Origin of the sequence: Streptomyces aurantiacus JA 4570, assembly GCF_000414115.1 — a bacterium.
Classification (GTDB): domain Bacteria; phylum Actinomycetota; class Actinomycetes; order Streptomycetales; family Streptomycetaceae; genus Streptomyces; species Streptomyces aurantiacus_A.
This window is the reverse complement of the sequence record NZ_AOPZ01000136.1, coordinates 1-22,393: the sequence shown is the minus strand read 5'-3', so window position 1 is coordinate 22,393 and position 22,393 is coordinate 1. Positions and strand designations below refer to the sequence as shown.

The 22,393-nt window shown below is 72.2% G+C and carries 23 protein-coding genes; 10 read left to right on the top strand and 13 right to left on the bottom strand.

Annotation, left to right across the window (positions count from 1 at the left end; all coding sequences use genetic code 11):
* The first annotated feature begins 45 nt into the window (after nucleotides 1–45).
* The 5 genes from STRAU_RS15275 (at nucleotide 46) to STRAU_RS15255 (ending at nucleotide 5,939) form a co-directional block, all read left to right on the top strand.
* Nucleotides 46–1,686 (top strand): ABC transporter ATP-binding protein, encoded by a 1,641-nt coding sequence (locus STRAU_RS15275; RefSeq protein ID WP_052029097.1) that lies wholly within the window; start codon nucleotides 46–48, stop codon nucleotides 1,684–1,686.
* Nucleotides 1,683–2,822, top strand: a complete 1,140-nt coding sequence (locus STRAU_RS15270; RefSeq protein ID WP_016641233.1) for an ABC transporter permease — start codon at nucleotides 1,683–1,685, stop codon at nucleotides 2,820–2,822. The genes STRAU_RS15275 and STRAU_RS15270 overlap by 4 nt, the downstream gene beginning before the upstream one ends.
* The gene (locus STRAU_RS15265) at nucleotides 2,819–4,081 is read left to right on the top strand and encodes an ABC transporter permease (protein WP_016641232.1); all 1,263 of its coding nucleotides are present in this window, start codon (nucleotides 2,819–2,821) and stop codon (nucleotides 4,079–4,081) included. Before STRAU_RS15270 ends, STRAU_RS15265 begins: the two co-directional genes overlap by 4 nt.
* A complete protein-coding gene (locus tag STRAU_RS15260) occupies nucleotides 4,078–4,476 on the top strand; it encodes a cytidine deaminase (RefSeq protein WP_016641231.1) in 399 nt (132 codons plus the stop codon). Before STRAU_RS15265 ends, STRAU_RS15260 begins: the two co-directional genes overlap by 4 nt.
* A 182-nt stretch (nucleotides 4,477–4,658) precedes the next feature.
* Nucleotides 4,659–5,939, top strand: coding sequence for a thymidine phosphorylase (locus STRAU_RS15255; protein WP_016641230.1), 1,281 nt, complete (start codon nucleotides 4,659–4,661; stop codon nucleotides 5,937–5,939).
* A 22-nt stretch (nucleotides 5,940–5,961) separates the two neighbouring features.
* Here STRAU_RS15255 and STRAU_RS15250 read toward each other — a convergent pair whose 3' ends face one another.
* Together STRAU_RS15250 and STRAU_RS15245 are read right to left on the bottom strand one after the other, a co-directional pair.
* A complete protein-coding gene (locus STRAU_RS15250; RefSeq protein WP_037659623.1) occupies nucleotides 5,962–6,924 on the bottom strand; it encodes a PLP-dependent cysteine synthase family protein in 963 nt (320 codons plus the stop codon).
* Nucleotides 6,925–7,031: 107 nt separating this feature from the next.
* The gene (locus STRAU_RS15245; RefSeq protein ID WP_037659621.1) at nucleotides 7,032–8,015 is read right to left on the bottom strand and encodes a LysR family transcriptional regulator; all 984 of its coding nucleotides are present in this window, start codon (nucleotides 8,013–8,015) and stop codon (nucleotides 7,032–7,034) included.
* Between the two features lie 62 nt (nucleotides 8,016–8,077).
* On the opposite strand from STRAU_RS15245, the gene STRAU_RS15240 reads away from it, so the two are divergent.
* Both STRAU_RS15240 and STRAU_RS15235 read left to right on the top strand, forming a co-directional pair.
* Nucleotides 8,078–9,394 carry an MFS transporter gene (locus tag STRAU_RS15240; protein WP_037659618.1) on the top strand — a complete coding sequence of 439 codons (1,317 nt, stop codon included), beginning with the start codon at nucleotides 8,078–8,080 and terminating at the stop codon, nucleotides 9,392–9,394.
* Nucleotides 9,395–9,577: 183 nt separating this feature from the next.
* Entirely contained in the window at nucleotides 9,578–10,561 is a 984-nt protein-coding gene (locus STRAU_RS15235; RefSeq protein WP_016641225.1) for a sigma-70 family RNA polymerase sigma factor, read from the top strand.
* On the opposite strand, the gene STRAU_RS15230 is transcribed toward STRAU_RS15235, so the two are convergent.
* Nucleotides 10,472–10,852 carry an STAS domain-containing protein gene (locus STRAU_RS15230; RefSeq protein ID WP_310592246.1) on the bottom strand — a complete coding sequence of 127 codons (381 nt, stop codon included), beginning with the start codon at nucleotides 10,850–10,852 and terminating at the stop codon, nucleotides 10,472–10,474. The genes STRAU_RS15235 and STRAU_RS15230 overlap by 90 nt on opposite strands.
* Nucleotides 10,853–11,011: 159 nt before the next feature.
* On the bottom strand, nucleotides 11,012–11,773 hold the full coding sequence (locus STRAU_RS15225; protein ID WP_037659613.1) for a prolyl oligopeptidase family serine peptidase: 762 nt from the start codon (nucleotides 11,771–11,773) through the stop codon (nucleotides 11,012–11,014).
* A gap of 102 nt (nucleotides 11,774–11,875) precedes the next feature.
* On the opposite strand from STRAU_RS15225, the gene STRAU_RS15220 reads away from it, so the two are divergent.
* A complete protein-coding gene (locus tag STRAU_RS15220; protein ID WP_016641223.1) occupies nucleotides 11,876–13,069 on the top strand; it encodes an adenosine deaminase in 1,194 nt (397 codons plus the stop codon).
* Nucleotides 13,070–13,201: 132 nt separating this feature from the next.
* Nucleotides 13,202–13,699, top strand: a complete 498-nt coding sequence (locus STRAU_RS15215; RefSeq protein ID WP_037659611.1) for a hypothetical protein — start codon at nucleotides 13,202–13,204, stop codon at nucleotides 13,697–13,699.
* 102 nt (nucleotides 13,700–13,801) lie between these two features.
* On the opposite strand, the gene STRAU_RS15210 is transcribed toward STRAU_RS15215, so the two are convergent.
* The 5 genes from STRAU_RS15210 to afsQ1 all read right to left on the bottom strand — a co-directional run bounded on the left by STRAU_RS15210 (nucleotide 13,802) and on the right by afsQ1 (nucleotide 17,619).
* On the bottom strand, nucleotides 13,802–14,002 hold the full coding sequence (locus tag STRAU_RS15210) for a PspC domain-containing protein (RefSeq protein WP_016641221.1): 201 nt from the start codon (nucleotides 14,000–14,002) through the stop codon (nucleotides 13,802–13,804).
* Nucleotides 14,003–14,101: 99 nt separating this feature from the next.
* Entirely contained in the window at nucleotides 14,102–14,599 is a 498-nt protein-coding gene (locus STRAU_RS15205; RefSeq protein WP_016641220.1) for a VanZ family protein, read from the bottom strand.
* Between the two features lie 136 nt (nucleotides 14,600–14,735).
* Nucleotides 14,736–15,353, bottom strand: coding sequence for a hypothetical protein (locus tag STRAU_RS15200; RefSeq protein ID WP_016641219.1), 618 nt, complete (start codon nucleotides 15,351–15,353; stop codon nucleotides 14,736–14,738).
* On the bottom strand, nucleotides 15,350–16,945 hold the full coding sequence (locus tag STRAU_RS15195) for a sensor histidine kinase (protein WP_016641218.1): 1,596 nt from the start codon (nucleotides 16,943–16,945) through the stop codon (nucleotides 15,350–15,352). Before STRAU_RS15195 ends, STRAU_RS15200 begins: the two co-directional genes overlap by 4 nt.
* Nucleotides 16,942–17,619 (bottom strand): two-component system response regulator AfsQ1, encoded by a 678-nt coding sequence (gene afsQ1 / locus STRAU_RS15190; protein ID WP_037659607.1) that lies wholly within the window; start codon nucleotides 17,617–17,619, stop codon nucleotides 16,942–16,944. Before afsQ1 ends, STRAU_RS15195 begins: the two co-directional genes overlap by 4 nt.
* Nucleotides 17,620–17,820: 201 nt before the next feature.
* On the opposite strand from afsQ1, the gene STRAU_RS15185 reads away from it, so the two are divergent.
* The gene (locus tag STRAU_RS15185) at nucleotides 17,821–18,606 is read left to right on the top strand and encodes a SigE family RNA polymerase sigma factor (RefSeq protein WP_016641217.1); all 786 of its coding nucleotides are present in this window, start codon (nucleotides 17,821–17,823) and stop codon (nucleotides 18,604–18,606) included.
* A 213-nt stretch (nucleotides 18,607–18,819) separates the two neighbouring features.
* Here the strand turns inward: STRAU_RS15185 and STRAU_RS15180 are convergent, their stop codons facing one another.
* From STRAU_RS15180 to STRAU_RS15165, 4 genes are all read right to left on the bottom strand, one after another.
* Nucleotides 18,820–19,455, bottom strand: coding sequence for a uridine kinase family protein (locus tag STRAU_RS15180; protein WP_063890358.1), 636 nt, complete (start codon nucleotides 19,453–19,455; stop codon nucleotides 18,820–18,822).
* Between the two features lie 113 nt (nucleotides 19,456–19,568).
* The gene (locus STRAU_RS15175; protein WP_016641214.1) at nucleotides 19,569–20,768 is read right to left on the bottom strand and encodes an alpha/beta hydrolase family protein; all 1,200 of its coding nucleotides are present in this window, start codon (nucleotides 20,766–20,768) and stop codon (nucleotides 19,569–19,571) included.
* Nucleotides 20,769–20,919: 151 nt separating this feature from the next.
* Entirely contained in the window at nucleotides 20,920–21,603 is a 684-nt protein-coding gene (locus STRAU_RS15170; protein ID WP_016641213.1) for a response regulator, read from the bottom strand.
* A partial coding sequence (locus STRAU_RS15165; RefSeq protein ID WP_037659605.1) for a sensor histidine kinase occupies nucleotides 21,600–22,393 on the bottom strand: 794 nt, incomplete at its 5' end. The genes STRAU_RS15165 and STRAU_RS15170, both read right to left, overlap by 4 nt.

Here is a 22,393-nt window from a genome sequence, read left to right as displayed (position 1 = left end):
TGTGCGGCGCAGGCCCCTTTCCTTAGTCCCCGAGGAGAGTGCGCCATCGACGCGTCCACCAGCCCTCCGCCCACCGCCACCACCGCGTGCGCGGTGGAACTCAACGGCATCACCAAGCGGTTCCCCGGCGTCGTGGCCAACCACGACATCCACCTGAGCGTCCGCAAGGGCACCGTCCACGCCCTCGTCGGCGAGAACGGCGCCGGCAAGTCGACCCTGATGAAGATCCTCTACGGCATGCAGAAGCCGGACGAGGGCACCATCGCCGTCGACGGGACCCAGGTCTCCTTCGGCAGCCCCGCCGACGCCATCGCGCGCGGCATCGGCATGGTGCACCAGCACTTCATGCTGGCCGACCAGCTGACGGTCCTGGAGAACATCGTGCTCGGCAGCGAGAAGCTGTACGGCATCGGTGCCGGGGCCCGCCGCAAGATCGCCGAGATCTCCGACCGGTACGGACTCGGGGTGCGCCCCGACGCGTACGTCGAGGACCTCGGCGTCGCCGACCGCCAGCGCGTGGAGATCCTCAAGGTCCTCTACCGCGGCGCCACCACCCTCATCCTCGACGAGCCGACCGCGGTCCTCGTGCCGCAGGAGGTCGACGCGCTCTTCGACAACCTGCGCGAGCTCAAGTCCGAGGGCCTGTCCGTCATCTTCATCTCGCACAAGCTGGGTGAGGTCCTGTCCGTCGCCGACGACATCACCGTCATCCGGCGCGGTACGACGGTGGGCACGGCGATCCCGTCCGAGACCACCCCGCGCCAGCTCGCCGAGCTGATGGTGGGCAGCGAGCTGCCGACCCCGGAGACCGCCGAGTCGACGGTCACCGACCGGCCGATGATCGAGGTCGAGGGCCTGAAGCTGCTCGCCGCGGGCTCGGACCTGCCGCTCCTCGACGACATCTCCTTCACCATCCACGAGGGCGAGGTGCTCGGCCTCGCGGGCGTCGAGGGCAACGGCCAGACCGAGCTGATCGACGCCCTCATCGGCCTCAAGCACGCCGACTCCGGCGTCATCCGCATGGCCGGCGAGGACATCACCGACCGGTCGACGCGCAGGCGCCGCGAGGACGGCGTCGGCTACATCCCCGAGGACCGCCACCGGCACGGCCTGCTCCTGGAGTCACCGCTCTGGGAGAACCGCATCCTCGGCCACGTCACCGAGAAGCCCAACACCCGCGGCAAGGGCGGCTTCCTGCTCGACATCAAGGGCGCGCAGGCCGACACCCGGCGCATCGTCGAGGAGTACGACGTCCGGACGCCCGGCATCGACGTCACGGCCGCCTCGCTGTCCGGCGGCAACCAGCAGAAGCTGATCGTCGGCCGCGAGATGAGCCACAAGCCGCGCTTCCTCATCGCCGCCCACCCCACGCGCGGCGTGGACGTCGGCGCGCAGGCGCAGATCTGGGACCAGATCCGCGAGGCGCGCCGCGAGGGCCTGGCCGTGCTCCTGATCTCCGCCGACCTGGACGAGCTGATCGGCCTGTCCGACACCCTCCGCGTGATCTACCGCGGCCGGCTCGTCGCCGACGCCGATCCCGCGTCGGTCACGCCGGAGGAGCTGGGCTCGGCGATGACGGGCGCGGCGTCCGGCCACCTGGAACACGTCGAGGAGGACACCGGCGGGGCTGCCGGGGACGCCGTCGACGTACAAGAAGAAGCCGCCCCGGAGGACGAGGCCCGATGAAGAAGTTCGACAAGGAGCGCGTGCTCCTCGCGGTGGCCGGACCGGTCATCGCGCTCGTCGCGGCCATGGTGCTGACCTCGGTCGTCCTGGTCGCCTCGGGCAAGAGCCCGATCGAGCCGTACAGCCTGATGTTCGAGCAGGCCACGTTCTCCGACATCCAGGTGCTCATCATCAACGAGGCCGGGATGTACTACCTGGCGGCGCTCGCCGTCGCCATCGGCTTCCGGATGAACCTGTTCAACATCGGTGTGGACGGCCAGTACCGGCTCGCCGCGATGGTCACCGCGGTCGTCGGCGCGCACGTGTCGCTGCCCGCGGGACTCCAGATCCCGCTCCTCATCCTGGTCGCCATGCTCACCGGCGCCTTCTGGTCGGGCATCGCGGGCATCCTGAAGACCACCCGCGGCGTCAGCGAGGTCGTCTCGACGATCATGCTGAACGCCATCGCGACGAGCGTCATCGGCTACCTCACGCTCGACGACAACTTCGGCGTCCCGGTCGGCAACAACCAGACCACCGGCGTCATGCACTCCTCCGGCTGGTTCCCCGGCATCGACATGGGCGCCTCCGGCGAGATCTACGGCTTCGTGGTCGTCGCCGTCCTCGCGGGCGTCCTGTACTGGCTGATCCTCAACCGCACCCGCTTCGGCTTCGACCTGCGGGCCACCGGCGCCTCGCAGTCCGCGGCCGCCGCCTCCGGTGTGAACGCCAAGCGCATGGTGCTCACCGCCATGCTGATCTCCGGCGGCGTCGCGGGCCTCGCGGGCATGCCGATCCTGCTCGGCGACGTGCACACGTACAGCCTGAGCTTCCCGACCGGACTCGGCTTCACCGGCATCACCATCGCGCTGCTCGGCCGCAACAGCCCGGTCGGCATCGCCTTCGCGGCCCTCCTCATCGCCTTCCTCGCCAAGGCGTCCCCGGCGCTCGACTACAAGGGGTACGACAAGGAGATCGCGGTCATCATGCAGGGCCTGATCGTGATCGCGGTCGTCGTCTCGTACGAGGCGGTACGCCGCTGGGGCCTGCGCCGCCAGCAGCAGCGGGTCGGCGAGGAACTGGCCGCCGCGGCACGTGCGGCGGGCGACAGCAACAACGGCAACAACGACTCCGTGAAGGAGGTGGCTGCCCGATGAGCACGGCAACCGTCACCAAGGCCGCGCCCGCGACTCCCGCGCCGGGCCGCCGCCGCGTCTCGCTCCCCGTCCTGCTCCTGATCATCGCGGGCGTCCTCGTCCTGACCTCCGTGGTCCGGCTGATCACCGACGCCCACGGCATCACCTCCACCGGCCAGATGTCCGGCGCGCTGCGCCTGGCCGTGCCGATCGGCCTCGCGGGCCTCGGCGGCCTGTGGGCCGAGCGCGCGGGCGTGGTCAACATCGGCCTTGAGGGCATGCTGATCCTCGGCACCTGGTTCGGCGCCTGGGCGGGCTTCCAGTGGGGCCCGTGGGTCGGCATCCTCTTCGGCGTCCTCGGCGGGGCGCTCGGCGGACTGCTGCACGCGATCGTCACGGTCACGTTCAACGTCAACCACATCGTCTCCGGTGTGGCGCTGAACATCCTGGCCCTCGGCACCACCCGCTACCTGTCCACCTTCGCCTTCGAGGGCGAGGAGGGCGGCACGTCCAAGCAGTCGCCGGGCGTGGACTCGCTGGGGAAGTTCTCGGTGCCGGGCCTGTCCGACTGGCTCCAGGACCTCAACCAGAAGCACTGGTTCCTGGTCTCCGACCTCGCGGGCCTGCTCGGCGGCCTGCTCACGGACGTCTCGCCGCTGACGCTGATCGCCGTGGCGATGGTGCCGCTGAGCTGGTTCGTCCTGTGGCGCACCGCGTTCGGCCTGCGCCTGCGCTCCTGCGGCGAGAACCCGATCGCGGCGGAGTCGCTCGGCGTCAACGTCTACAAGTACAAGTACCTGGCCGTCGTGATCTCGGGCGGTCTGGCCGGGCTCGGCGGCGCGTTCCTCTCCCTGGTGGCCTCCAACATCTACCTGGAGGGCCAGACCGGCGGCCGCGGCTACATCGGCCTCGCCGCCATGATCTTCGGCAACTGGATGCCGGGCGGACTCGCGCTCGGCGCCGGCCTGTTCGGTTACACCGACAGCCTGAAGCTGCGGGGCGGCGGCACGAATGTCCACGCCCTGCTGCTGCTGATCGCCATCCTTCTCCTCATCGGCGCGGCCTATCTGATCTGGCGCAAGCGCTACGTCCCCGCGGTGGTCACCGCGGCGGTCTCGGCGCTGATGTTCCTCTGGTACGGCTTCACCGACGAGGTGCCGAACCAGGTCGTGACGGCGACGCCGTACGTGGTGACGCTGCTGGTGCTGTCCCTGTCCGCCCAACGGCTGCGGATGCCGAAGGCGGACGGGATGCCGTACCGGAAGGGACAAGGGAAGTGACCGCTGCCGCGGACGTCGACTGGGACGCGCTCCGGGAGGCGGCACGGGACGCCATGTCCCGCGCCTACGCCCCGTACTCGGGCTTTCCGGTCGGCGCCGCGGCGCTGGCCGACGACGGCCGGACCGTGACCGGCTGCAACGTCGAGAACGCCTCTTACGGCCTCGGCCTGTGCGCCGAGTGCGGCCTGGTCTCCCAGCTCCAGCTCACCGGCGGCGGCCGTCTGACGCACTTCACCTGCGTGGACGGCAAGGGCGACATCCTGATGCCGTGCGGGCGCTGCCGCCAGCTCCTGTACGAGTTCGGCGGCCCGGGGCTGCTCCTTGAGACGTCGTCCGGGGTGCGGTCGCTCGGCGACATGCTGCCGGACGCGTTCGGGCCGGAGCACCTGAACTGACGGTCGGCCCTTCGTCCTTGGGCGAGGGGCTGCCTTCAGCTCAGGGCTCTATGCGCGTAGAGTCCCGTTGCACGGTTGCCGTGGCGCCCAATGATCACCGCACCATCAATTGAGTAACCCCCACGGCGAGCAATTTGGTCCGCGAGAGCGGCGCCGGTTTAGGCGCAAAAGAAGGGCATGCCATGGACGTCATCTCCGTAATTCGTACGAAGCGGGACCGGGGCGAGCTGAGCGACGAGCAGATCGACTGGGTCATCGACGCGTACACGCGCGGCGCCGTGGCCGACGAGCAGATGTCGTCCCTGGCGATGGCCATCCTGCTCAACGGCATGAACCGCCGGGAGATCGCCCGCTGGACGGCGGCGATGATCGCGAGCGGCGAGCGCATGGACTTCTCGTCGCTGTCCCGCCCCACGGCCGACAAGCACTCCACGGGCGGCGTGGGCGACAAGATCACGCTCCCGCTCGCGCCCCTCGTGGCGGCCTGCGGCGCCGCCGTCCCGCAGCTCTCCGGCCGCGGCCTCGGCCACACCGGCGGCACCCTCGACAAGCTGGAGTCGATCCCCGGCTGGCGGGCCCTGCTCTCCAACGAGGAGATGCTGAACGTCCTGAACGACGCGGGCTCGGTGATCTGCGCGGCGGGCGACGGCCTGGCGCCGGCCGACAAGAAGCTCTACGCCCTGCGTGACGTGACCGGCACGGTGGAGGCGATCCCGCTGATCGCCTCGTCCATCATGTCGAAGAAGATCGCCGAGGGCACGGGCTCGCTGGTCCTGGACGTGAAGGTCGGCACGGGCGCCTTCATGAAGAACCTGGACGACGCCCGCGAGCTGGCCTCCACGATGGTGGGCCTCGGCACCGACCACGGCGTCCGCACGGTCGCCCTCCTCACCGACATGTCCACCCCGCTGGGCCTGACGGCGGGCAACGCCCTCGAAGTCCGCGAGTCGGTCGAGGTACTCGCGGGCGGCGGCCCCTCCGACGTCGTCGACCTGACCCTCGCCCTGGCTCGCGAGATGCTCGCGGCGGCCGGGCTGCCGGACGCCGACCCCGCGAAGGCCCTCGCCGACGGCTCCGCGATGGACGTCTGGCGCCGCATGATCGCGGCCCAGGGCGGCGACCCGGACGCGCCCCTCCCCGTGGCCCGCGAGACCCACGTCGTCACGGCCCCCGCGTCCGGGGTCCTCACCCGCCTCGACGCGTACGACATCGGCGTCGCCGCGTGGCGCCTCGGCGCGGGCCGGGCCCGCAAGGAGGACGTCGTGCAGGCCGGCGCGGGCGTCGAACTCCACGCCAAGCCGGGCGACTCGGTCGAGGCGGGCCGGCCCCTGCTCACCCTCCACACGGACACCCCCGAGCGCTTCGAGTACGCGCTCCAGGCGCTGACGGGGGCGTACGACGTGGCACCGGCCGGGACCGGGTTCTCGGCGCGCCCGATCGTCCTGGAGCGGGTCTCGGCCTGACGGCCTCGTCGGGCCGGCGCGCTCAGGCGTCGGCCCACAGGTCCGTGGACAGGTACTTGAGACCGGAGTCGCACACCACGACGGCGAGGGTCGTGCCGCGCATCTCGCCGTCCAGCAGCTTCAGGGCCGCGGCGATGTTGGCGCCGGAGGAGAAGCCTCCGAAGATGCCTTCCCGGGCCGCGAGGCGGCGGGCGGCCGACCTCGCCTCGTCGCCGGTCACCTGGACGAAGCCGTCGATCGGTACCCGGTCGAGGAAGTCCAGATCCGCCATGGCGTAGCCGCCGCCCTGGATCGGGTGATCGGGGTCGGTGACGGGCCGGCCGGCCACGACGGCGGCGCCTGCGGGTTCGACGACGAAGCACCGCACGGCCGGGTTGTGTTCCTTGAGGGCTTCGGTCACACCCCTGTACGTGCCGCCCGAGCCCAGGAAGTCGACGAAACCGTCGATCGCGCCGCCCGTCTGCCGCCACAGTTCCTGACCTGTGCCGCGGTAGTGGGCGAGCCAGTTGCCGTCGCGGTGGAACTGGTCGGCGCGGAACGCGCCGCGGGCTTCGGTGATCTCCCGCGCTCTGGCCTCGACGAGTTCCAGGTCGCCGCCGGAGACCTGCCCGGGCAGGGAGCCGGGCAGCTGGTCGACGAGCACCACCTCGGCACCGAGCGCGGCCATCATCCGGGCCCGCTCCGGTGAGTTCCCCCGGGACATGACCGCGATGAACGGGTAGCCCTTGACGGCGCACACGATCGCCAGGCCGGTGCCCATGTTGCCGCTGGTCAGCTCGACCACGGGCTGTCCGGGCCGCAACAGCCCGGAGCGTTCGGCCTCCTCGATGATTCCCCTCGCCGCGCGGTCCTTCTTGGACCCGCCCGGGTTCAGGTATTCGAGCTTGGCCAGGACCGTGCCGTCGAGGCCGCTCGTGAGCCGGTCGAGCCGCACCAACGGGGTCGCCCCGATGGCTTCCACGGCAGAGGGCAGAACTTCGCTCATCTTCGCTTCCTCTCCTCGGTGCTGGGTGCTGGGTGCTGGGGGGCTGGGTGCGGGGCCTGGGTGCGGGTTGCTGGTTGCCGGTGGCTGGTCGTCGGCTGCCCCAGAACTCACTCCGGCAGCAACCGCCCCCGCCTCCCCAGCAGAAACTTCTTGAACGCCGCCACCGGTGCCGTGTCCGGATGCCCCTCCAGCCACGCCACCCCGATCTCCCGGACGGCCCGCTGGCCGGTGACGGTGAGCTCGACGACGCCGGGGCGGGCCACGGCGGGCGGGGGCAGCAGGGCCACCCCGAGCCCCGCCGCGACCAACCCCCGCAGCGTTTCCGCCTCCTCGCCCTCGAAGGCGATCCGGGGGCGGAAGCCCGCGTCGGCGCACAGGTCGTCGGTGATGCGCCGCAGGCCGTAGCCGGGTTCGAGGGTCACGAACGCCTCGTCGGCGGCCTCGGAGAGGCGGACGCGTTTGCGGCCGGCGAGGCGGTGGTCGTCGGGGACGACGAGGCGCAGGCGCTGTTCGTCGAGGCGGCGGGCGACCAGGCCGGGGGCGTCCGGGACGGGGGACGTCAGGCACAGGTCGAGTTCCCCGGCGCGCAGGCGGTCGAGCATGGCCTCGCCGTAGTTCTGGACCAGGGAGAAACGGATGCGGGGGTGGTCCGCGCGGAAGGCGCGGATCAGTCCGGGGACGGTCTCGGAGCCCATGGTGTGCAGGAAGCCGAACGCCACCTTCCCGGAGGCGGGGTCGGCGTCCGCGCGGACCGACTCGACGGCCCGGCCGACCTCCGCGAGCGCCCGCTCGGCGGACGCCAGGAACGTACGCCCCGCGGGCGTCAGCGACACCGCCCGACCGTGCCGGGCGAACAGGTCGACGCCCAGGTCCCGTTCGAGCCGCACCAGGGCGCGCGAGAGCGTCGACTGCGGCACGGCCAGCTCCTGCGCGGCCCGCGTGACGTGCTCGGTGCGGGCCACCCCGGCGAAGTACGCGAGCCGCGGCGCGAGCAGCCGCACGATGTCAGCCGTGTCCTCGACGAAGTGAGCTGTGTCCTGTGTGTCACTGTTCTGCGACAGGCGAGCGCGTGACCTTGGCTGATGCTGCATGGGAACGATTATGGCGATTCCATGCATTGGACGCATGAGAATCATGGTCGTACGTTCGTGGCATGCCTCCTGCCAGTAGCGGGGCGTCCGCCACCCACGCGGCCGCCCTCACTCCGTCGTCCCCGAACCCCAAGTCCACCGCATCCCCCGCCACTCACGACTCGCGCATGGCACCGGGAGGCCCCGGCTTTCGCCGCATGAGCTTCGCCCTCTTCCTGGCGGGCGTCGCCACCTTCGCGCTCCTCTACTCCACGCAGGCCCTGCTCCCGCTGATCTCCGCCGACCTCGGCGTGAGCGCCTCCACGGCGAGCTGGACGGTGTCCGCGGCGACCGGCGCGCTGGCCCTGTTCGTCCTGCCCCTGAGCGCCCTCTCGGAGCGCTTCGGGCGGCGCACCCTGATGACGGTCTCGCTGACGGTGGCCGTCGCCGTGGGGCTGCTCATTCCGTTCGCGCCCACCGTCGGTACGTTGATCGCGCTGCGCGCCGTCCAGGGCGCCGCCCTCGCCGGACTCCCGGCGTCCGCGATGGCGTACCTCGCCGAAGAGGTGCGTCCCAAGGCGCTCGTCGCCGCGATCGGCATGTTCGTCGCGGGCAACAGCATCGGCGGCATGAGCGGCCGCATCGTCACCGGCTGGGTCGCGCAGGCGTGGGGCTGGCGCTGGGCGCTCGCCGTGGTCGGCCTGCTCGCGGTCCTCGGGGCGATCGCCTTCCGCGCGCTGCTTCCCGCCCCGCGCCACTTCACGCCGGGCACGCTCAGCCCCAAGTCCCTCGCCCGCACGGTCCGTTCGCACCTGGCGAACCCGCTCCTGTGCCGCCTGTACGCGATCGGCGCGCTGTTCATGACCGTGTTCGGCGCGGTCTACACGGTGATCGGCTACCGCCTCACCGAGGCCCCGTTCTCGCTCCCGCAGGGCGTCATCGGCTCGGTCTTCCTCGTCTACCTCGTCGGTACGGCGTCGTCGGCGGCGGCCGGGAGGCTCGTGGCCCGGCTCGGCCGGCGCGGCGCCCTCTACCTCGCCGTGAGCACGACCGCGGGCGGTCTCCTCCTGTCCCTGTCGACCTCCCTCCTCATGGTCCTGCTCGGCCTGGTCCTGATCACCGCCGGGTTCTTCGCGGGCCACGCGGTCGCGTCCTCGTCGGTGAGCCGCACGGCCACCACGGGCCGCGCGCAGGCGTCCGCGCTCTACCAGTCCGCGTACTACGTGGGCTCCAGCGCGGGCGGCACGCTCGGCGCCATGGCCTTCCACGCGGGCGGCTGGGGCGGCACCGTCGCCCTGGGCATCCTCGCCGTGGTCGGCGTCGTGTCGATCACGCTGTACGGGAGCCGGGTGGCGCGCGTGGAGCGGGTGACGGCGGCACGGACGGCGCGGACCGCCTGACCCGCCGGGCCCCCATACCGTAAACAACCCCTGTGAGCTGCCGTTTTCGCCGCTCCGGAGGCCATTGTCAGTGCGCTCCTGTAGCTTCCGAGGTGCTGGGAGTTCCGCGCCGGTAAGGCACCGGCAGAAGGCCGACACGGCACAGGCACCATGAGGCACGCAGAGGCACAGGGGTGGGTTGGGATGAGCAACAGCGCAGGGGCGACCACAGAGCTGGACGCGGGTCTTGAGAAGCACCGCGTCGAACTGACGGGGTACTGCTATCGGATGCTGGGCTCGGCCTTCGAGGCCGAGGACGCCGTGCAGGACACGATGGTCCGCGCCTGGCGGAGCTTCGACAAGTTCGAGGGCCGCTCCAGCCTCCGCTCCTGGCTGTACCGCATCGCGACGAACGTCTGCCTGGACATGCTCAACGCCGGCAACCGCCGCGCCCGCCCCATGGACCTCACCGCCTCCACCCCTCTCGCCCAGGCGGCCCTGACCCCCCGCGCGGACAACGTCTGGCTGGAGCCGATACCGGACGGCCGGGTCCTGCCCACCGTCGCCGACCCCGCCGAGGCCGCCGTCGCCAAGGAGTCCGTGCGCCTCGCCTTCATCGCCGCCCTGCAGCAACTGCCCGCCAAGCAGCGGGCGGTGCTCATCCTGCGCGAGGTCCTGGCGTGGAAGGCGAGCGAGGTCGCCGAGCTCCTCGGCACGACGGTCGCCTCGGTCAACAGCGCCCTGCAGCGCGCCCGCGCCACCCTCGCCGAGCGCCCGGCCGACGACACGGCGACGTCCGACCCGCTGGACGACGAGCAGCGCAAGCTCCTCGACCGCTACGTCACCGCCTTCGAGGGCTATGACATGGCGGCCCTCACCGCCCTCCTCGCCGAGGACGCCGTCATGACGATGCCCCCGTTCGACCTGTGGCTGCGAGGCCCTCAGGACATCACGGGCTTCATGTCCACGATGGGCGCCACCTGCGCGAACTCCCGGCTGCTGCCCATCGAGGTCAACGGCACCCCCGGCTTCGCGCAGTACAAGCCCGACCCGGACAAGGGCGGCTTCATGCCCTGGGCGATCCAGGTCATCGAGATCTCAGAGGGCCGGGTCGCCGGATTCCACTGCTTCCTCGACACCGAGCGGTGGTTCCCGTTCTTCGGGGTCCCGCTCCACCTCGACGCATAGCTCCGTCTCCAGCTCGACGCACAGCTCCGCGAGACCGACGAGGCGGAGCAGCGCCCACAGGGCCGGGGCCGGGCCGCGCAACCGCAGCCCCGTCCCGGCCCTGCGGGCGGCGAGTCTCAGCCGCGCCACGGCCTCCACGGTCACCAGGTCGGCGGTGGTGACGGCGCCGACGTCACAGATCACCTCGTCGGCACCGGACGCGAGCACGACGGCCCGCAGGTCGGCGCAGAGGCGGGGGATGTCGTCCTGACGGACGGGCCCGGCCACGACGACGAGATTCGGCGCATGCACTTCGGAGACAGCCACGTTAGGGGGACCGCCGGGGCGGGCGGAACTCATCGGCAGCCGACGGCATGCGGCGGAAAATAGCGGGGGTCCGGGGGCGGCAGCCCCCCACGCGGCGGAGCCGCAAATCGATACAGCCAGGAAGGGGCGGGGTGGGGGAACAGCTCAGCGCAGCGTCTTGCCGAAGCCGGAAGCCAGCGGCATTCGTAACCCCAAAGGCGGCGGCGCGGCCAACGCGTCCTCAAGGGGCCGGGCATAGGCGTGCCCGAACAACGAGCCCTGCACAAAGTTCGCGGCCAGCGCATGCACCTCGGAGTGGTGCTGGCTGAGCCGATGCCCATCGGAGTGGACCTCGAACCGGCAGACGTCCCGGTTCGTCTTCTTCGCCCGCGCGGCGAGCCGGAACGACAGCTCGGGATCGGTCCGTTCGTCGTTCGTGCCGTGCACGATCAGCACCTGCCGCCCCGCGAGCTGCTTCACCGGCTCGGGCGGCGCGGCCACATCGTCCTCGGGCAGCCAAGGGGCCAGCGCCAGAACGGAGTTGACCGCGGTGTGCCCGGCGGCCCGGAGCGCCGCGCGCCCGCCCATGTCGACCCCGGCGAGGCACACGGGAACGTCGCCGTAGCGGCGCCCGACCTCGTCGGCCGCCCACTCCGCGTCCCGCGCGAGCTGCGCCTCCGCGCCGTTCCAGCCGCCGACGCGATAGTGCACGACATGCGCGGCGAGCCCGTCGGCCTGCCCGGCCCGCGCCAGCGAACGCCCCAGGGAACGTACCGCCGCGGCGGCGAGCGGGGAGGGCCTGCGGGCGGACGCCTCATGGCCGCCGGGCAACAGCAGCGCCACCGCGCTCACCGTCGCGGGGCGCGCGCCGATGACGCGCCCGAGCCTGGCCGTACGCACGGGACGGGACGTCGCTTGCTGTGCCATGGCAGAACAGTGTCAGAAGTCATGGTGTCTGCCACCCGTCCGCAGGGTCACTGTTACGTATCGACCGATGAGATCTACGCGCGTAGGCGTTAGAGTGCGGAAATGACGAGCCAGACCAGCAAGATCAGCGCAGCGAGCGGTCCCTCGGGCCGCGCGAGCCACCCCGGCACCCCCGACTCCGAGCAGATCCGCCGCGCCCCGAAGGTCCTCCTCCACGACCACCTCGACGGCGGCCTGCGCCCCGGCACCATCGTCGACCTGGCCCGGGAGAACGGCTACGAGGGCCTGCCCGAGACCGACCCCGACAAGCTCGGCGTCTGGTTCCGCGAGGCGGCCGACTCCGGCTCCCTGGAGCGGTACTTGGAGACCTTCGCGCACACCTGCGCCGTCATGCAGACCCGCGACGCCCTCTTCCGCGTCGCCGCCGAGTGCGCCGAGGACCTGGCCGAGGACGGCGTCGTCTACGCCGAGATCCGGTACGCCCCCGAGCAGCACCTGGAGGCCGGCCTGACCCTCGAAGAGGTCGTCGAGGCCGTGAACGACGGCTTCCGCGAGGGCGAGCGCCGCGCCAAGGCCAACGGTCACCGCATCCGCGTGGGCGCGCTGCTCACCGCCATGCGGCACGCCGCCCGCGCCCTGGAGATCGCCGAACTCGCCAACCGCTACCGCGATCTGGGCGTCGTCGGCTTCGACATCGCTGGCGCCGAGGCCGGCTTCCCTCCCACCCGCCACCTCGACGCGTTCGAGTACCTGAAGCGGGAGAACAACCACTTCACCATCCACGCCGGCGAGGCGTTCGGCCTGCCGTCCATCTGGCAGGCGCTGCAGTGGTGCGGCGCCGACCGGCTCGGCCACGGCGTGCGCATCATCGACGACATCAAGGTCACCGACGACGGCACGGTGCAGCTCGGCAGGCTCGCCTCGTACGTCCGCGACAAGCGCATCCCGCTGGAGCTCTGCCCGAGCTCCAACCTGCAGACCGGCGCCGCGGCCTCGTACGCCGACCACCCCATCGGTCTGCTCCGCAAGCTGCACTTCCGGGCCACCGTGAACACCGACAACCGCCTCATGTCCGGCACCAGCATGAGCCGCGAATTCGAGCACCTCGTCGAGACATTCGGTTATTCGCTCGACGACATGCAGTGGTTCACCGTCAATGCGATGAAGTCGGCGTTCATTCCTTTCGATGAAAGGCTGGCCATGATCAATGACGTCATCAAGCCCGGTTACGCCGAGTTGAAATCCGAGTGGCTGTTCCGTCAGACCGCTTCTACCAGCGGATCTTCCGAGGTCTGAGCTGCGCGCGACATCCGAGAGAACGGCCGGGGACACGACTCCCCGGCCGTTTTCGGATGTTTGCGGGGCGACCTTGAGGGTGTTTACGGTCGAGGACCGCTCCACGCCCCCGTCATCAAGGACGCATTGAAGATGAAGCAGTCTGCTGCCAAGACCCTCGGTGTCGCCGCCCTCGGTGCCGCCTTCGCCGCCACGGCCGCCGGTGCGGCGAACGCGGCCTCGGCCGTGCCGGATGCCGCGGGCACCGTCGGATCGGTCACCTCCGCGGTGCCGGCCGGTGAGCTCTCCCAGGTGCTGCCCGAAGGTGCGCCCGAGTCGCTGTCCGCCGGCCAGAGCGCGCTCCAGAGCGGCCTGACCGCCGCCCAGCCCACGCTCGACAAGCTGGCGCCGTCCGGTGACGACGAGGGCGAGGACGGCGGCAAGGCCGACCGCGCGATGAGCGCCAAGCCCGCCCCCGCGAAGCCCGCCGACCCGGTCTCCGGTCTGCTCGGCGGCCTGCCCGTCGTGAACGGCCTGCCGACCAACTCCATCGGCCCCACGAACGCTCTCGGCGCCCTCCCCACCAACAGCCTCCCCACCCAGGGCCTGATGGGCAACGGCCTGCCGGTCGCGGCCACGCCGCTCGGCTGACCCCACCGCACACGCACGACGGGGCGCACCCTTGAGGGTGCGCCCCGTCGGCGTACCGGCCTGCTGTGCCGTGCCCGTCGTCGGACCGGGCGGACGCCGCCGTCACCAGGCCGTCTTCGTCCTGTTCTCGCTGGGGAGCGCGATCCACAGCGCGATGTAGAGCAGGAACTGGGGGCCGGGCAGCAGGCAGGACAGGACGAACAGCACGCGGACCGTCGTGGCCTTCCAGCCATAGCGGCGGGCGATGGCAGCGCACACGCCGCCGATCATGCGGCCGTCGGTGGGGCGGGCAAGGGCGGACATGGGGGCTCCTTCGTGGACCGTTGCCGGGTCGGGGCGGGAGGCGGCTTGTCGTCACCTCGTATACCCAAGGTAGGTCCGCGAAACGGGCAAAGCGTCAGGCTAAGGGGCGATACCGACCCTGGGAATCTTCGGGGTCGACCCCTGAGGGGCCTCCTCCCGGAAGCGGGCCGCACGGGGCCGCCCGGAGGACCGGCGGCGACGCAGCCGGGCCCGCACGGCGGGTACCACGGCGAGATGCGCGAGCGCCACGCCCAGCGTGTTCAGGAGCAGCGAGTCCACGTCCACGACCTGCCCCGGCACCCCCGTCTGCAGCAGCTCGATGCCCAGGGAGAGCAGCGCGCCCGCCGCGACCGTACGCGCCAGCGAGGCCAGCGGCGACACGTCGAGCCGCCCCCCGGCCAGCGGCAGCAGCACCCCGAGCGGCGCGAGCAGCAGCAGCGCCCCGCCGATCTGCCGGGCCGCCTGCTCGGGGCCGCGCTCCAGGTCGGCCTTGATGCCGGCCAGGGGCTCCAGATTCGCGGCGCTCACCCAGGGCACGTCCAGCGGGCGCAGCGTGATCCACGCGACGACCAGGAGATGCGCGACGAGGAGGACCACTCCCGCCGCGCGAAAGCGAATGGCGGCACCGCGCCCGCCCGAGCCTTGACGCACGCCACCCAAGACGCGGGGGGCGGCGGGATCGGTTCCGTGTGTGAGCGTCCGCTTTGGCGGCGCGGCGCGCCGCCTTGCCGGATCAGCCCTCCACGGCCCGCGACGGGGGCGCCACGGTCCCCGGCCGGGCGCGCACCTCCGGGGTGCACTCGTACCGGCGCAGCGGGCCGCCTGCCGGGCCGCCCAGAACGACCGAACCGGCGCCGTCGGAGGCCGCGCTGTCCGCGTAGGTGCACACGATCTGGGCGAGCGCGGGCGCCGACAGGTCCCGCGGGGACCGGGTCAGCCGCAGCGCCTCGTCCGGGTCGCCGCGCCGCGGCCCCGTGACCGTCATGCCACGGCGCACGTCCGTCGCGTACCCCGCCTGCTTCGCGGCCTGGGAGGGCGGAGTGGACAGCTCGTCGAGGAGCGCCTGCGCGATGCGGACCCGGTCCGTGGACGCCTTCTCGGTGGGGATCCGCACCGTCCGGTCCACGGCCACGAGCTGGGACGAACACACAAGGAAGATCTGCACGGGCACGCCGACGGCCTCGTCCTGCGGCGAGATGCCCGAGTCCGACGCCACGCACGGCACCCGCGAGGGCGCCGCCCCGAAGTCGGTCGGCACCTCCGTGGAGCGGATGCCGCAGCCGGACACCGTGGCGAGCACCGCGGCGAGCGCGGCGACGGCCGACGCGGCCCTCAGCCGTCGCCTGGTCATGACTGTTCCTTGCCTTCCTCGGGGCGTTCCCCGTCCCCGTCCGGCCCGTCCTGCGGGTCCTGGTCGGGCTCCGCCGTCAGCGGCGAGGGGTCCCGCGGCAGCCGCAGCGTGAACACCGCGCCGCCGGCGGGCGAGTTGGCCGCGGTGATCTCGCCGCCGTGGATGTGCGCGTTCTCCAGGGCGATGGAGAGGCCGAGCCCGCTGCCCTCCGACCGCGGCCGGGACGCGCTGGCCTTGTAGAACCGGTCGAAGACGTGCGGCAGCACGTCCTCCGGGATGCCCGGGCCCCCGTCGCGTACGGAGATGACCAGGCTGTCGCCGTCGAGGCGCACCGAGACCTTCACCGGGGAGCCGCCGTGCTTGAGGGCGTTGCCGATGAGGTTGGCGAGGATGACGTCGAGGCGGCGCGGGTCCAGGCGGACGGTGGTGCCGCGCTCGGCGTCCAGATCGACGGCGTCCAGCCAGGCGCGGGCGTCGATGCACGCGGTGATCTGGTCGGCGATGTCGACGTCGTCGAGGACGAGGCGGGCGGTGCCCGCGTCGAAGCGGGTGACCTCCATCAGGTTCTCGACCAGGTCGTTCAGGCGCCGCGTCTCGCTGACGACGAGCCGGACCGCGGGCTCGATCATGGGGTCGACGGAGCCGGTCTCGGCGTCCAGCTCCTCCTCCAGGACCTCCGTCACGGCGGTGATCGCGGTCAGCGGGGTGCGCAGCTCGTGCGACATGTCCGCCACGAAGCGGCGGCTCGCCTCGTCGCGGGCGCTCATGTCCGCGACCTTCTTCTCCAGGTTCTCCGCGGTGCGGTTGAACGTACGCGACAGATCCGCCAGTTCGTCGGTGCCCGAGACCCGCAGCCGGGTGTCCAGCTTCCCCTCGCCGAGCCTGCGCGCGGCGACGCCCAGGCGGTGCACCGGTTTCAGGACGGTCGTCGCGGCCGCCTGCGCGAGCAGCGCCGAGCCGACGAGCGCGAGCGCCGTGGCGATCGCCAGGGACCAGCCGAGCGAGCTGAGGTCCTTGGCCTCCGGCTCCAGGGACTTGAGCATGTAGCCCGTCGGCCCGCCGCCGATCACCTTCGCCCCGCCCACCAGATAGGGCGTGCCGTGATCCGTGGTCCGCTGCCAGTACAGGTGGTACGGGCTCTTGTTGCCGGACGAGACCGGCTGCTCCTTCTTGACCGCCTCCCGCAGCGCCTTCGGCACCTTGGTGAGCGTGAAGGCGTCCAGGTCGGAGTAGCCGAAGATCTGGTCACCGGCGGCGTTCTCACTGATCAGCAGCACGCTGTAGCGCTGGCTGCTGTTCGCCATCTGGCCGGCGGCGGCCTGCAGTTCGTCCTGTGTGGGGTTCGGCGGCAGCGCGCCCGCGCGGGTCTGCAACTGCTGCCGGAAGTCCTTCAGGGCGGCGTCCTGCGCCCGCGTGAGGACGGCCTCGCGGTTCAGCCAGTACGCGATGCCGGACGCGGAGACCGCGGCGGTCAGCGCCACCAGGGCGAAGACCACGACGAGGCGCAGCCGCAGGCTGGTGAAGCGCAGGCCGGACAGGAACGCCTTGCGGGCCGCGGGCAGACCGCGGAGCTTGTCGTGCGGTTTGGTCACTGAGGCGTGTCCAGCCGGTATCCCACGCCCCGCACCGTACGGATCAGCGTCGGCGAGGACGGCACGTCCTCGACCTTGGCGCGCAGCCGCTGCACGCAGGCGTCGACGAGCCGGGAGTCGCCGAGATAGTCGTGCTCCCACACCAGACGCAGCAACTGCTGGCGCGACAGGGCCTGCCCGGGCCGCCGGCTCAGCTCCAGGAGCAGCCGCAGCTCGGTCGGCGTGAGCTGCAGGTCCTCGCCGTTCTTCGTCACCGTCATCGCCGCGCGGTCGATCACCAGCGAACCGAACGTCGCCGCGTCGTTGGCCTCGCGTTCGCCGCGGCGGAGGACCGCGCGGATCCGGGCGTCGAGCACCCGCCCCTGCACCGGCTTGACCACGTAGTCGTCGGCGCCCGACTCCAGGCCCACGACCACGTCGATGTCGTCGTTGCGCGCCGTCAGCAAAATGATCGGCAACTGGTCGGTGCGCCGGATGCGGCGGCACACCTCGAAGCCGTCGATGCCCGGCAGCATCACATCCAGCACGATCAGGTCCGGCCGCTGTTCGCTCAGCAGTTTCAGACCGTCCTCGCCGGTGGCAGCAGTGGCCACCCGGTGGCCCTGGCGCGTCAGCGAAAGCTCCAGGGCCGTCCGGATGGCGTCGTCGTCCTCGATCAGCAACAGGGAAGGCACAAACGTCATTCTGTCCCATGGTGCGGGCCCAGTTCGACTGTTGGTGGGGGTCTCACACCGCACCCACACGAGAAAGCGGCGCCCTTCCGGCGCCACGGGGCCTGTTGCAGGGCTGTGACAGTCGGGGGACACCGCCATGAAGTGGCTCCGGCAGAGTTTTGGTCACACGGAAATCCCAGACTCCACGACGGGGGGCGCGAGATGAACACGCTGCACAGCACCAGCTCAAGCGCAGTTGTCACGCGTCTGCACGACCTCGGCCGGAGTTCTGAGAAGCACGAGAAGTCCGGTGCCGTGAGCGGGCGGGGGTGCGCTCGCGGCACCGGGCGTCAGCACACCACGTACATGACGGTGGTTGACGCACTCAAGGGCGGCGGTGACACGGGAGCTCACGGGGGAGCCGCGTACAGGGAGGTCTCGGGGGAGCGGACGCGGCCCCGGACGGAGAGCACGGAGAGCGAGGACGCCGAAGCGGCGTTCACCGCCTACGTCCAGGAGCGCCGCGCCTCCCTGTACGCCACCGCCTACCACCTGACCGGTGACCGGTTCGAGGCCGAGGACCTGCTGCAGAGCGCGCTGTTCTCGACGTACCGGGCCTGGGACCGGATCAGCGACAAGGCCGCCGTCGGCGGCTATCTGCGGCGCACCATGACGAACCTGCACATCAGTGCCTGGCGGCGCCGCAAGCTCAACGAATACCCGACCGAGGAACTGCCGGAGACGGTGGGCGACACGGACGCGATGCGCGGCACCGAGCTGCGCGCCGTGCTGTGGCAGGCCCTCGCCCGGCTGCCCGAGCTCCAGCGCACCATGCTGGTCCTGCGTTACTACGAGGGCCGCACGGACCCGGAGATCGCGGACATCCTCGACATCAGCGTGGGCACGGTGAAGTCCAGCATCTGGCGGTCGCTCCGCCGGCTGCGCGAGGACGAGGTCCTCAGCTTCGGCCGTGACCAGGAGGAGTCCTTCGGCGAACTGGTCGCCTGAGGACGGGGGGACGCGGGGGCCGTCGCTTCGGGGGAAGTGGCGGGAGCAGTTGATGGGGAACCCACCCGGGGGGAACTGGGGGGTGGTGGGGACCCACGGGGGAAACGGGGGTCCACGGGGGACCAGCGGGGAAACAGACAGCGGGACCGGAGGGCCGGGGGGTCTTTCCGGGCCCGCTGTTTGGCGTTCGCCTCAGGCTGTGCGGCGTTGGGCTCAGGCCGCCGCGCGGGCCTTGACGCAGCGGCCCGCCGCCGCGGCCGCGAGCCGGCCGAGGGCCTCCTCCTTGCCGCAGGGGTGCGCGCCGAGCGCGGTCTGGCGGGCCACGATGGAGCGCTCCGCGCGCATCAGACGCCAGCCCCGGCGCAGCAGGAACGGCACGGACTTGCGGCCCTCGCGCAGATCGCGCAGCAGGCGGCGCCGGAACGTCGTGGCGGGGCGCCCGCGCAGACAGATCGCGTCCGCCAGGACACCGAGGTCACGGCAGCGCTCCACGATGTCGGCGGCGAAGATGCCCTCCGCGATGAACAGCGGCGTGCGCTCGATGTCCAGCGACTCCTCGCCGACCCGCGCGCTCGTCGCGATGTCGTACACCGGGACCCGGGTGCGGCCGGTGCGGCACAGCTCGGCGATCGCGGCGAGCGCGACGTCCGCGTCCCAGGACAGCGGGGAGTCCCAGTCGATGTCCGACGTGCCGGCGACCTGAGGCAGCGACGGGTCGGTGCCTTCCTTGTAGAAGTCGTCGAGGCACAGCACGGGCAGCCCCGAGCGGGCGGCGAACGACGACTTGCCCGAGCCGGAGGGGCCGGCGAGCAGCACGACTCGGGTGGGTATCGGGGGATGGGAGCCCAATGTCTGTGAACCTTCTCACCAGTGGTCTCGCCGGCACAGGCTCGCCGACGTTGGTCCGAGCCATTATCAACCGCTCGCGGGGACGCGCCCAGCCCCGGTGCGCCGGAAGCGGGTCAGCGGTGCTGGAGGACGACCTCCGGGTGGTCCGCGCTCGGGCCGTCCAGGAGCGGGCTCGGCCTGCCGCGCAGGTGCAGGTCGAAGAAGGCCCCGGTGTAGGCGCCGGTGATCGCCGCGGCGCGGCTGCCCGGCAGCCCCTCGGGGTCGTCCTCGCCCAACTGGCCGGCCAGGGTGGCCAGGTCGGTGAAGGCGAAGTGGTCCGCGCCGGACACCGTCGCCCAGCGCTTCCAGCCGCCGAGCCGGTCCCACGCCGTGTCCCAGATCCGGTCCCCGCCTCCCGGGCTGCGGTCGGCCGCGGTGCCCAGCATCAGGAACGGGCGGCCGGACAGGTCCGCCGCGGACCCGAGGCCGGGGAAGGGGCCGTCGAGGTTCGCCCCGGCGCGGATCCGTCGGTCCTTCGCCATGGCGGCGGCGGTGCCCGCGCCGCCGAGCGAGTGCCCGGCCATGCCGACGCGCTTCTTGTCGATCACGCTCGCGTACCGCCGCAGCTTGCCACCGGGCTTGCCGTCCGGCTTTCCGGTCAGTGCGTCGAGGACGTACGACAGGTCGTCGCCGCGGTCCTTGGCGGCGGGCTCGAAGGTGTCCTTGTCGACCTGGCCGCAGGCCGCGCACGGCAGGGTCCCCTTGCCGGGGAACTCGACGCCCACGGCCTCGTACGCGTGGTCCGTCACCGCGACGACGTACCCGCGGCTCGTCAGCTCCTCGGCCAGGCCCGTGAGCGTGGTGCCGGGCACCTCGAAGCCGGGCGAGAGGATCACCAGCGGAAACGTGCCGCGGTCGGGCGTCGCGCCGAGGCGGGTGTGGGTGCGGGTGCCGCTCAGGACCTCCGCGGGGACGTCGTCGATCCCGCGGTCCTCAAGGAGCAGCCGCGCGCCCTTGGTGCTCATGTACGGGGCCGGGGTGCCGGTGTCCTTCCGCGCCGGGTAGTACAGCGACACCATCAGCTCCCGCGGGCCCGCCTTCGGCACCCACGGGTCGCGGCGGCTGTGGTCGACGAGGTGCAGGGAGGTGCGGCCCACGGCGTGCGGGCCGGTCGAGGCCGGGAGCCTCAGGCGGGTTTCGGAGGCCGTGGAGGCGGCGGGCGAGTGGGCCGGGGCCTTGTCGGCGCCGGTGGACAGAGCGAGCGATCCACCGGCGAGGGCGCAGGTGAGGAGGGCGGCCACGGCTCCGCGACGGCGGGGCTTGATCGTTTTCATGGGCGGGAGTTCCTTCTCTCGCGGCCGCACACCGTGCCGCGGCGGCCTCGGCCCTTCGAACGTAGGAGCCCGGCCGGGGCGGCGAATCCCGCCGCGGAGCCAACCTCGCGGATGGCTCCGTGGAGCCACCCGGCGCCGTGCGGTCACCTGGTCACGACGTCGTGCCGCCCGGCACGACGAGGCCGCTCTCGTACGCGAAGACCGCCGCCTGGGTGCGGTCGCGCAGCCGGAGTTTGTGCAGGACGCGGCCCACGTGCGTCTTGACCGTCTCCTCGGCGACGGTCAGCGCGGCGGCGATCTCCGCGTTGGACAGGCCCTGCGCGATCCGGGCGAGCACCTCGGTCTCGCGGCCGGTGAGGGCGTCGATCCGCACGTCGGACCGCTGCCGTCCGGGCCCGGCCCCGGTGCCCAGGCGCGCGAACTCCGCGATGAGGCGCCGGGTGAGGTCGGGGGAGAGCAGCGCGTCGCCGCCCGCCACCACGCGTACCGCTTCGGCGAGTTCGACGCCCGACGCGTCCTTGAGCAGGAAGCCGGTGGCTCCCGCGCGCAGCGCCTCGTACACGTACTCGTCGAGGTCGAAGGTGGTCAGGACCAGGATCCTCGGGTCGACGTCGGGGTGTGCCGTGATGCGGCGGGTGGCGTCGAGGCCGTCGACGCCCGGCATGCGGATGTCCATGACCACCACGTCCGGCCGCAGCTCCTCGGTGCGGGCCACGGCCTCCGCGCCGTCCTTCGCCGCGGCGACGACCTCGATGCCGGGCTGGGCGCCGAGCAGCACCGAGAAGGCGTCCCGGACCATCGCCTGGTCATCGGCGATCACCACGCGGATCGTCATGCGGGGATGTCCTTGTCGGTGAGGGAGGCGGTGTCGGCGGGGGACGCGGACGCGCTGGGTGTCGCGGGGGCGGTCGGGAGGGCCGCGGCGACTTCGTACCCGCCGTCCGGCGTGGGACCCGCGGCGAAGTCGCCGCCGAGCATCGCGGCGCGCTCCCGCATGCCGGTGACGCCGTGGCCCGCGCCGGGCGAGGGCGGGGCGGGCCGGGTGGCCCGGCCGTTCGTGACGCGCAGGGCCAACGTCGCGTGGCCGTAGGCGAGTTCGACGGACGCGTCGGCGCCCGGGGCGTGCCGCAGGGTGTTGCTCAGCGCCTCCTGGACCATCCGGTACGCCGACAGCTCCACGCCCGGCGGCAGCGGGCGCCGGGCCCCCTCGACCCGCGCGGTCACCGGCAGCCCCGCGGCCCGCACCTGCGACAGCAGGGCGTCGAGCCCTGCGAGGGACGGCTGCGGGGTGGTGTCGGCCGGGGCGTCGCCGGGGGCGCCTGCGCGCAGCAGGCCGAGCATCCGGCGCAGTTCGGCGAGCCCTTCGAGGGCGTTCGCGCGGATCGCCGCCAGCTCGGTGACCAGTTCGCGGGGCGGATCCGGTACGCGGTAGGGCGCGGCGTCGGCCTGGATGGAGATGAGGGACATGTGGTGGGCCACCACGTCGTGCAGCTCACGGGCGATGCGGGCACGTTCCTCCAGGACGGTGCGCCGCGCCCGCTCGTGCGCCGCCGCCGCGGTCTGCTCGGCGAGCCGGGCCCGGTCCTCGCGGCGGCCGCGGCGGACGGCGCCCGCGAGGAGGGCGG

Bases quoted from the DNA above. Each gene is read 5' to 3' on its own strand.
- STRAU_RS15270 (WP_016641233.1), top strand. From the start codon at position 1,683: ATGAAGAAGTTCGACAAGGAGCGCGTGCTCCTCGCGGTGGCCGGACCG.
- STRAU_RS15265 (WP_016641232.1), top strand. From the start codon at position 2,819: ATGAGCACGGCAACCGTCACCAAGGCCGCGCCCGCGACTCCCGCGCCG.
- STRAU_RS15255 (WP_016641230.1), top strand. From the start codon at position 4,659: ATGGACGTCATCTCCGTAATTCGTACGAAGCGGGACCGGGGCGAGCTG.
- STRAU_RS15250 (WP_037659623.1), bottom strand. From the start codon at position 6,924: ATGAGCGAAGTTCTGCCCTCTGCCGTGGAAGCCATCGGGGCGACCCCG.
- STRAU_RS15245 (WP_037659621.1), bottom strand. From the start codon at position 8,015: ATGCAGCATCAGCCAAGGTCACGCGCTCGCCTGTCGCAGAACAGTGAC.
- STRAU_RS15240 (WP_037659618.1), top strand. From the start codon at position 8,078: ATGCCTCCTGCCAGTAGCGGGGCGTCCGCCACCCACGCGGCCGCCCTC.
- STRAU_RS15235 (WP_016641225.1), top strand. From the start codon at position 9,578: ATGAGCAACAGCGCAGGGGCGACCACAGAGCTGGACGCGGGTCTTGAG.
- STRAU_RS15225 (WP_037659613.1), bottom strand. From the start codon at position 11,773: ATGGCACAGCAAGCGACGTCCCGTCCCGTGCGTACGGCCAGGCTCGGG.
- STRAU_RS15220 (WP_016641223.1), top strand. From the start codon at position 11,876: ATGACGAGCCAGACCAGCAAGATCAGCGCAGCGAGCGGTCCCTCGGGC.
- STRAU_RS15215 (WP_037659611.1), top strand. From the start codon at position 13,202: ATGAAGCAGTCTGCTGCCAAGACCCTCGGTGTCGCCGCCCTCGGTGCC.
- STRAU_RS15210 (WP_016641221.1), bottom strand. From the start codon at position 14,002: ATGTCCGCCCTTGCCCGCCCCACCGACGGCCGCATGATCGGCGGCGTG.
- STRAU_RS15200 (WP_016641219.1), bottom strand. From the start codon at position 15,353: ATGACCAGGCGACGGCTGAGGGCCGCGTCGGCCGTCGCCGCGCTCGCC.
- STRAU_RS15185 (WP_016641217.1), top strand. From the start codon at position 17,821: ATGAACACGCTGCACAGCACCAGCTCAAGCGCAGTTGTCACGCGTCTG.
- STRAU_RS15175 (WP_016641214.1), bottom strand. From the start codon at position 20,768: ATGAAAACGATCAAGCCCCGCCGTCGCGGAGCCGTGGCCGCCCTCCTC.
- STRAU_RS15170 (WP_016641213.1), bottom strand. From the start codon at position 21,603: ATGACGATCCGCGTGGTGATCGCCGATGACCAGGCGATGGTCCGGGAC.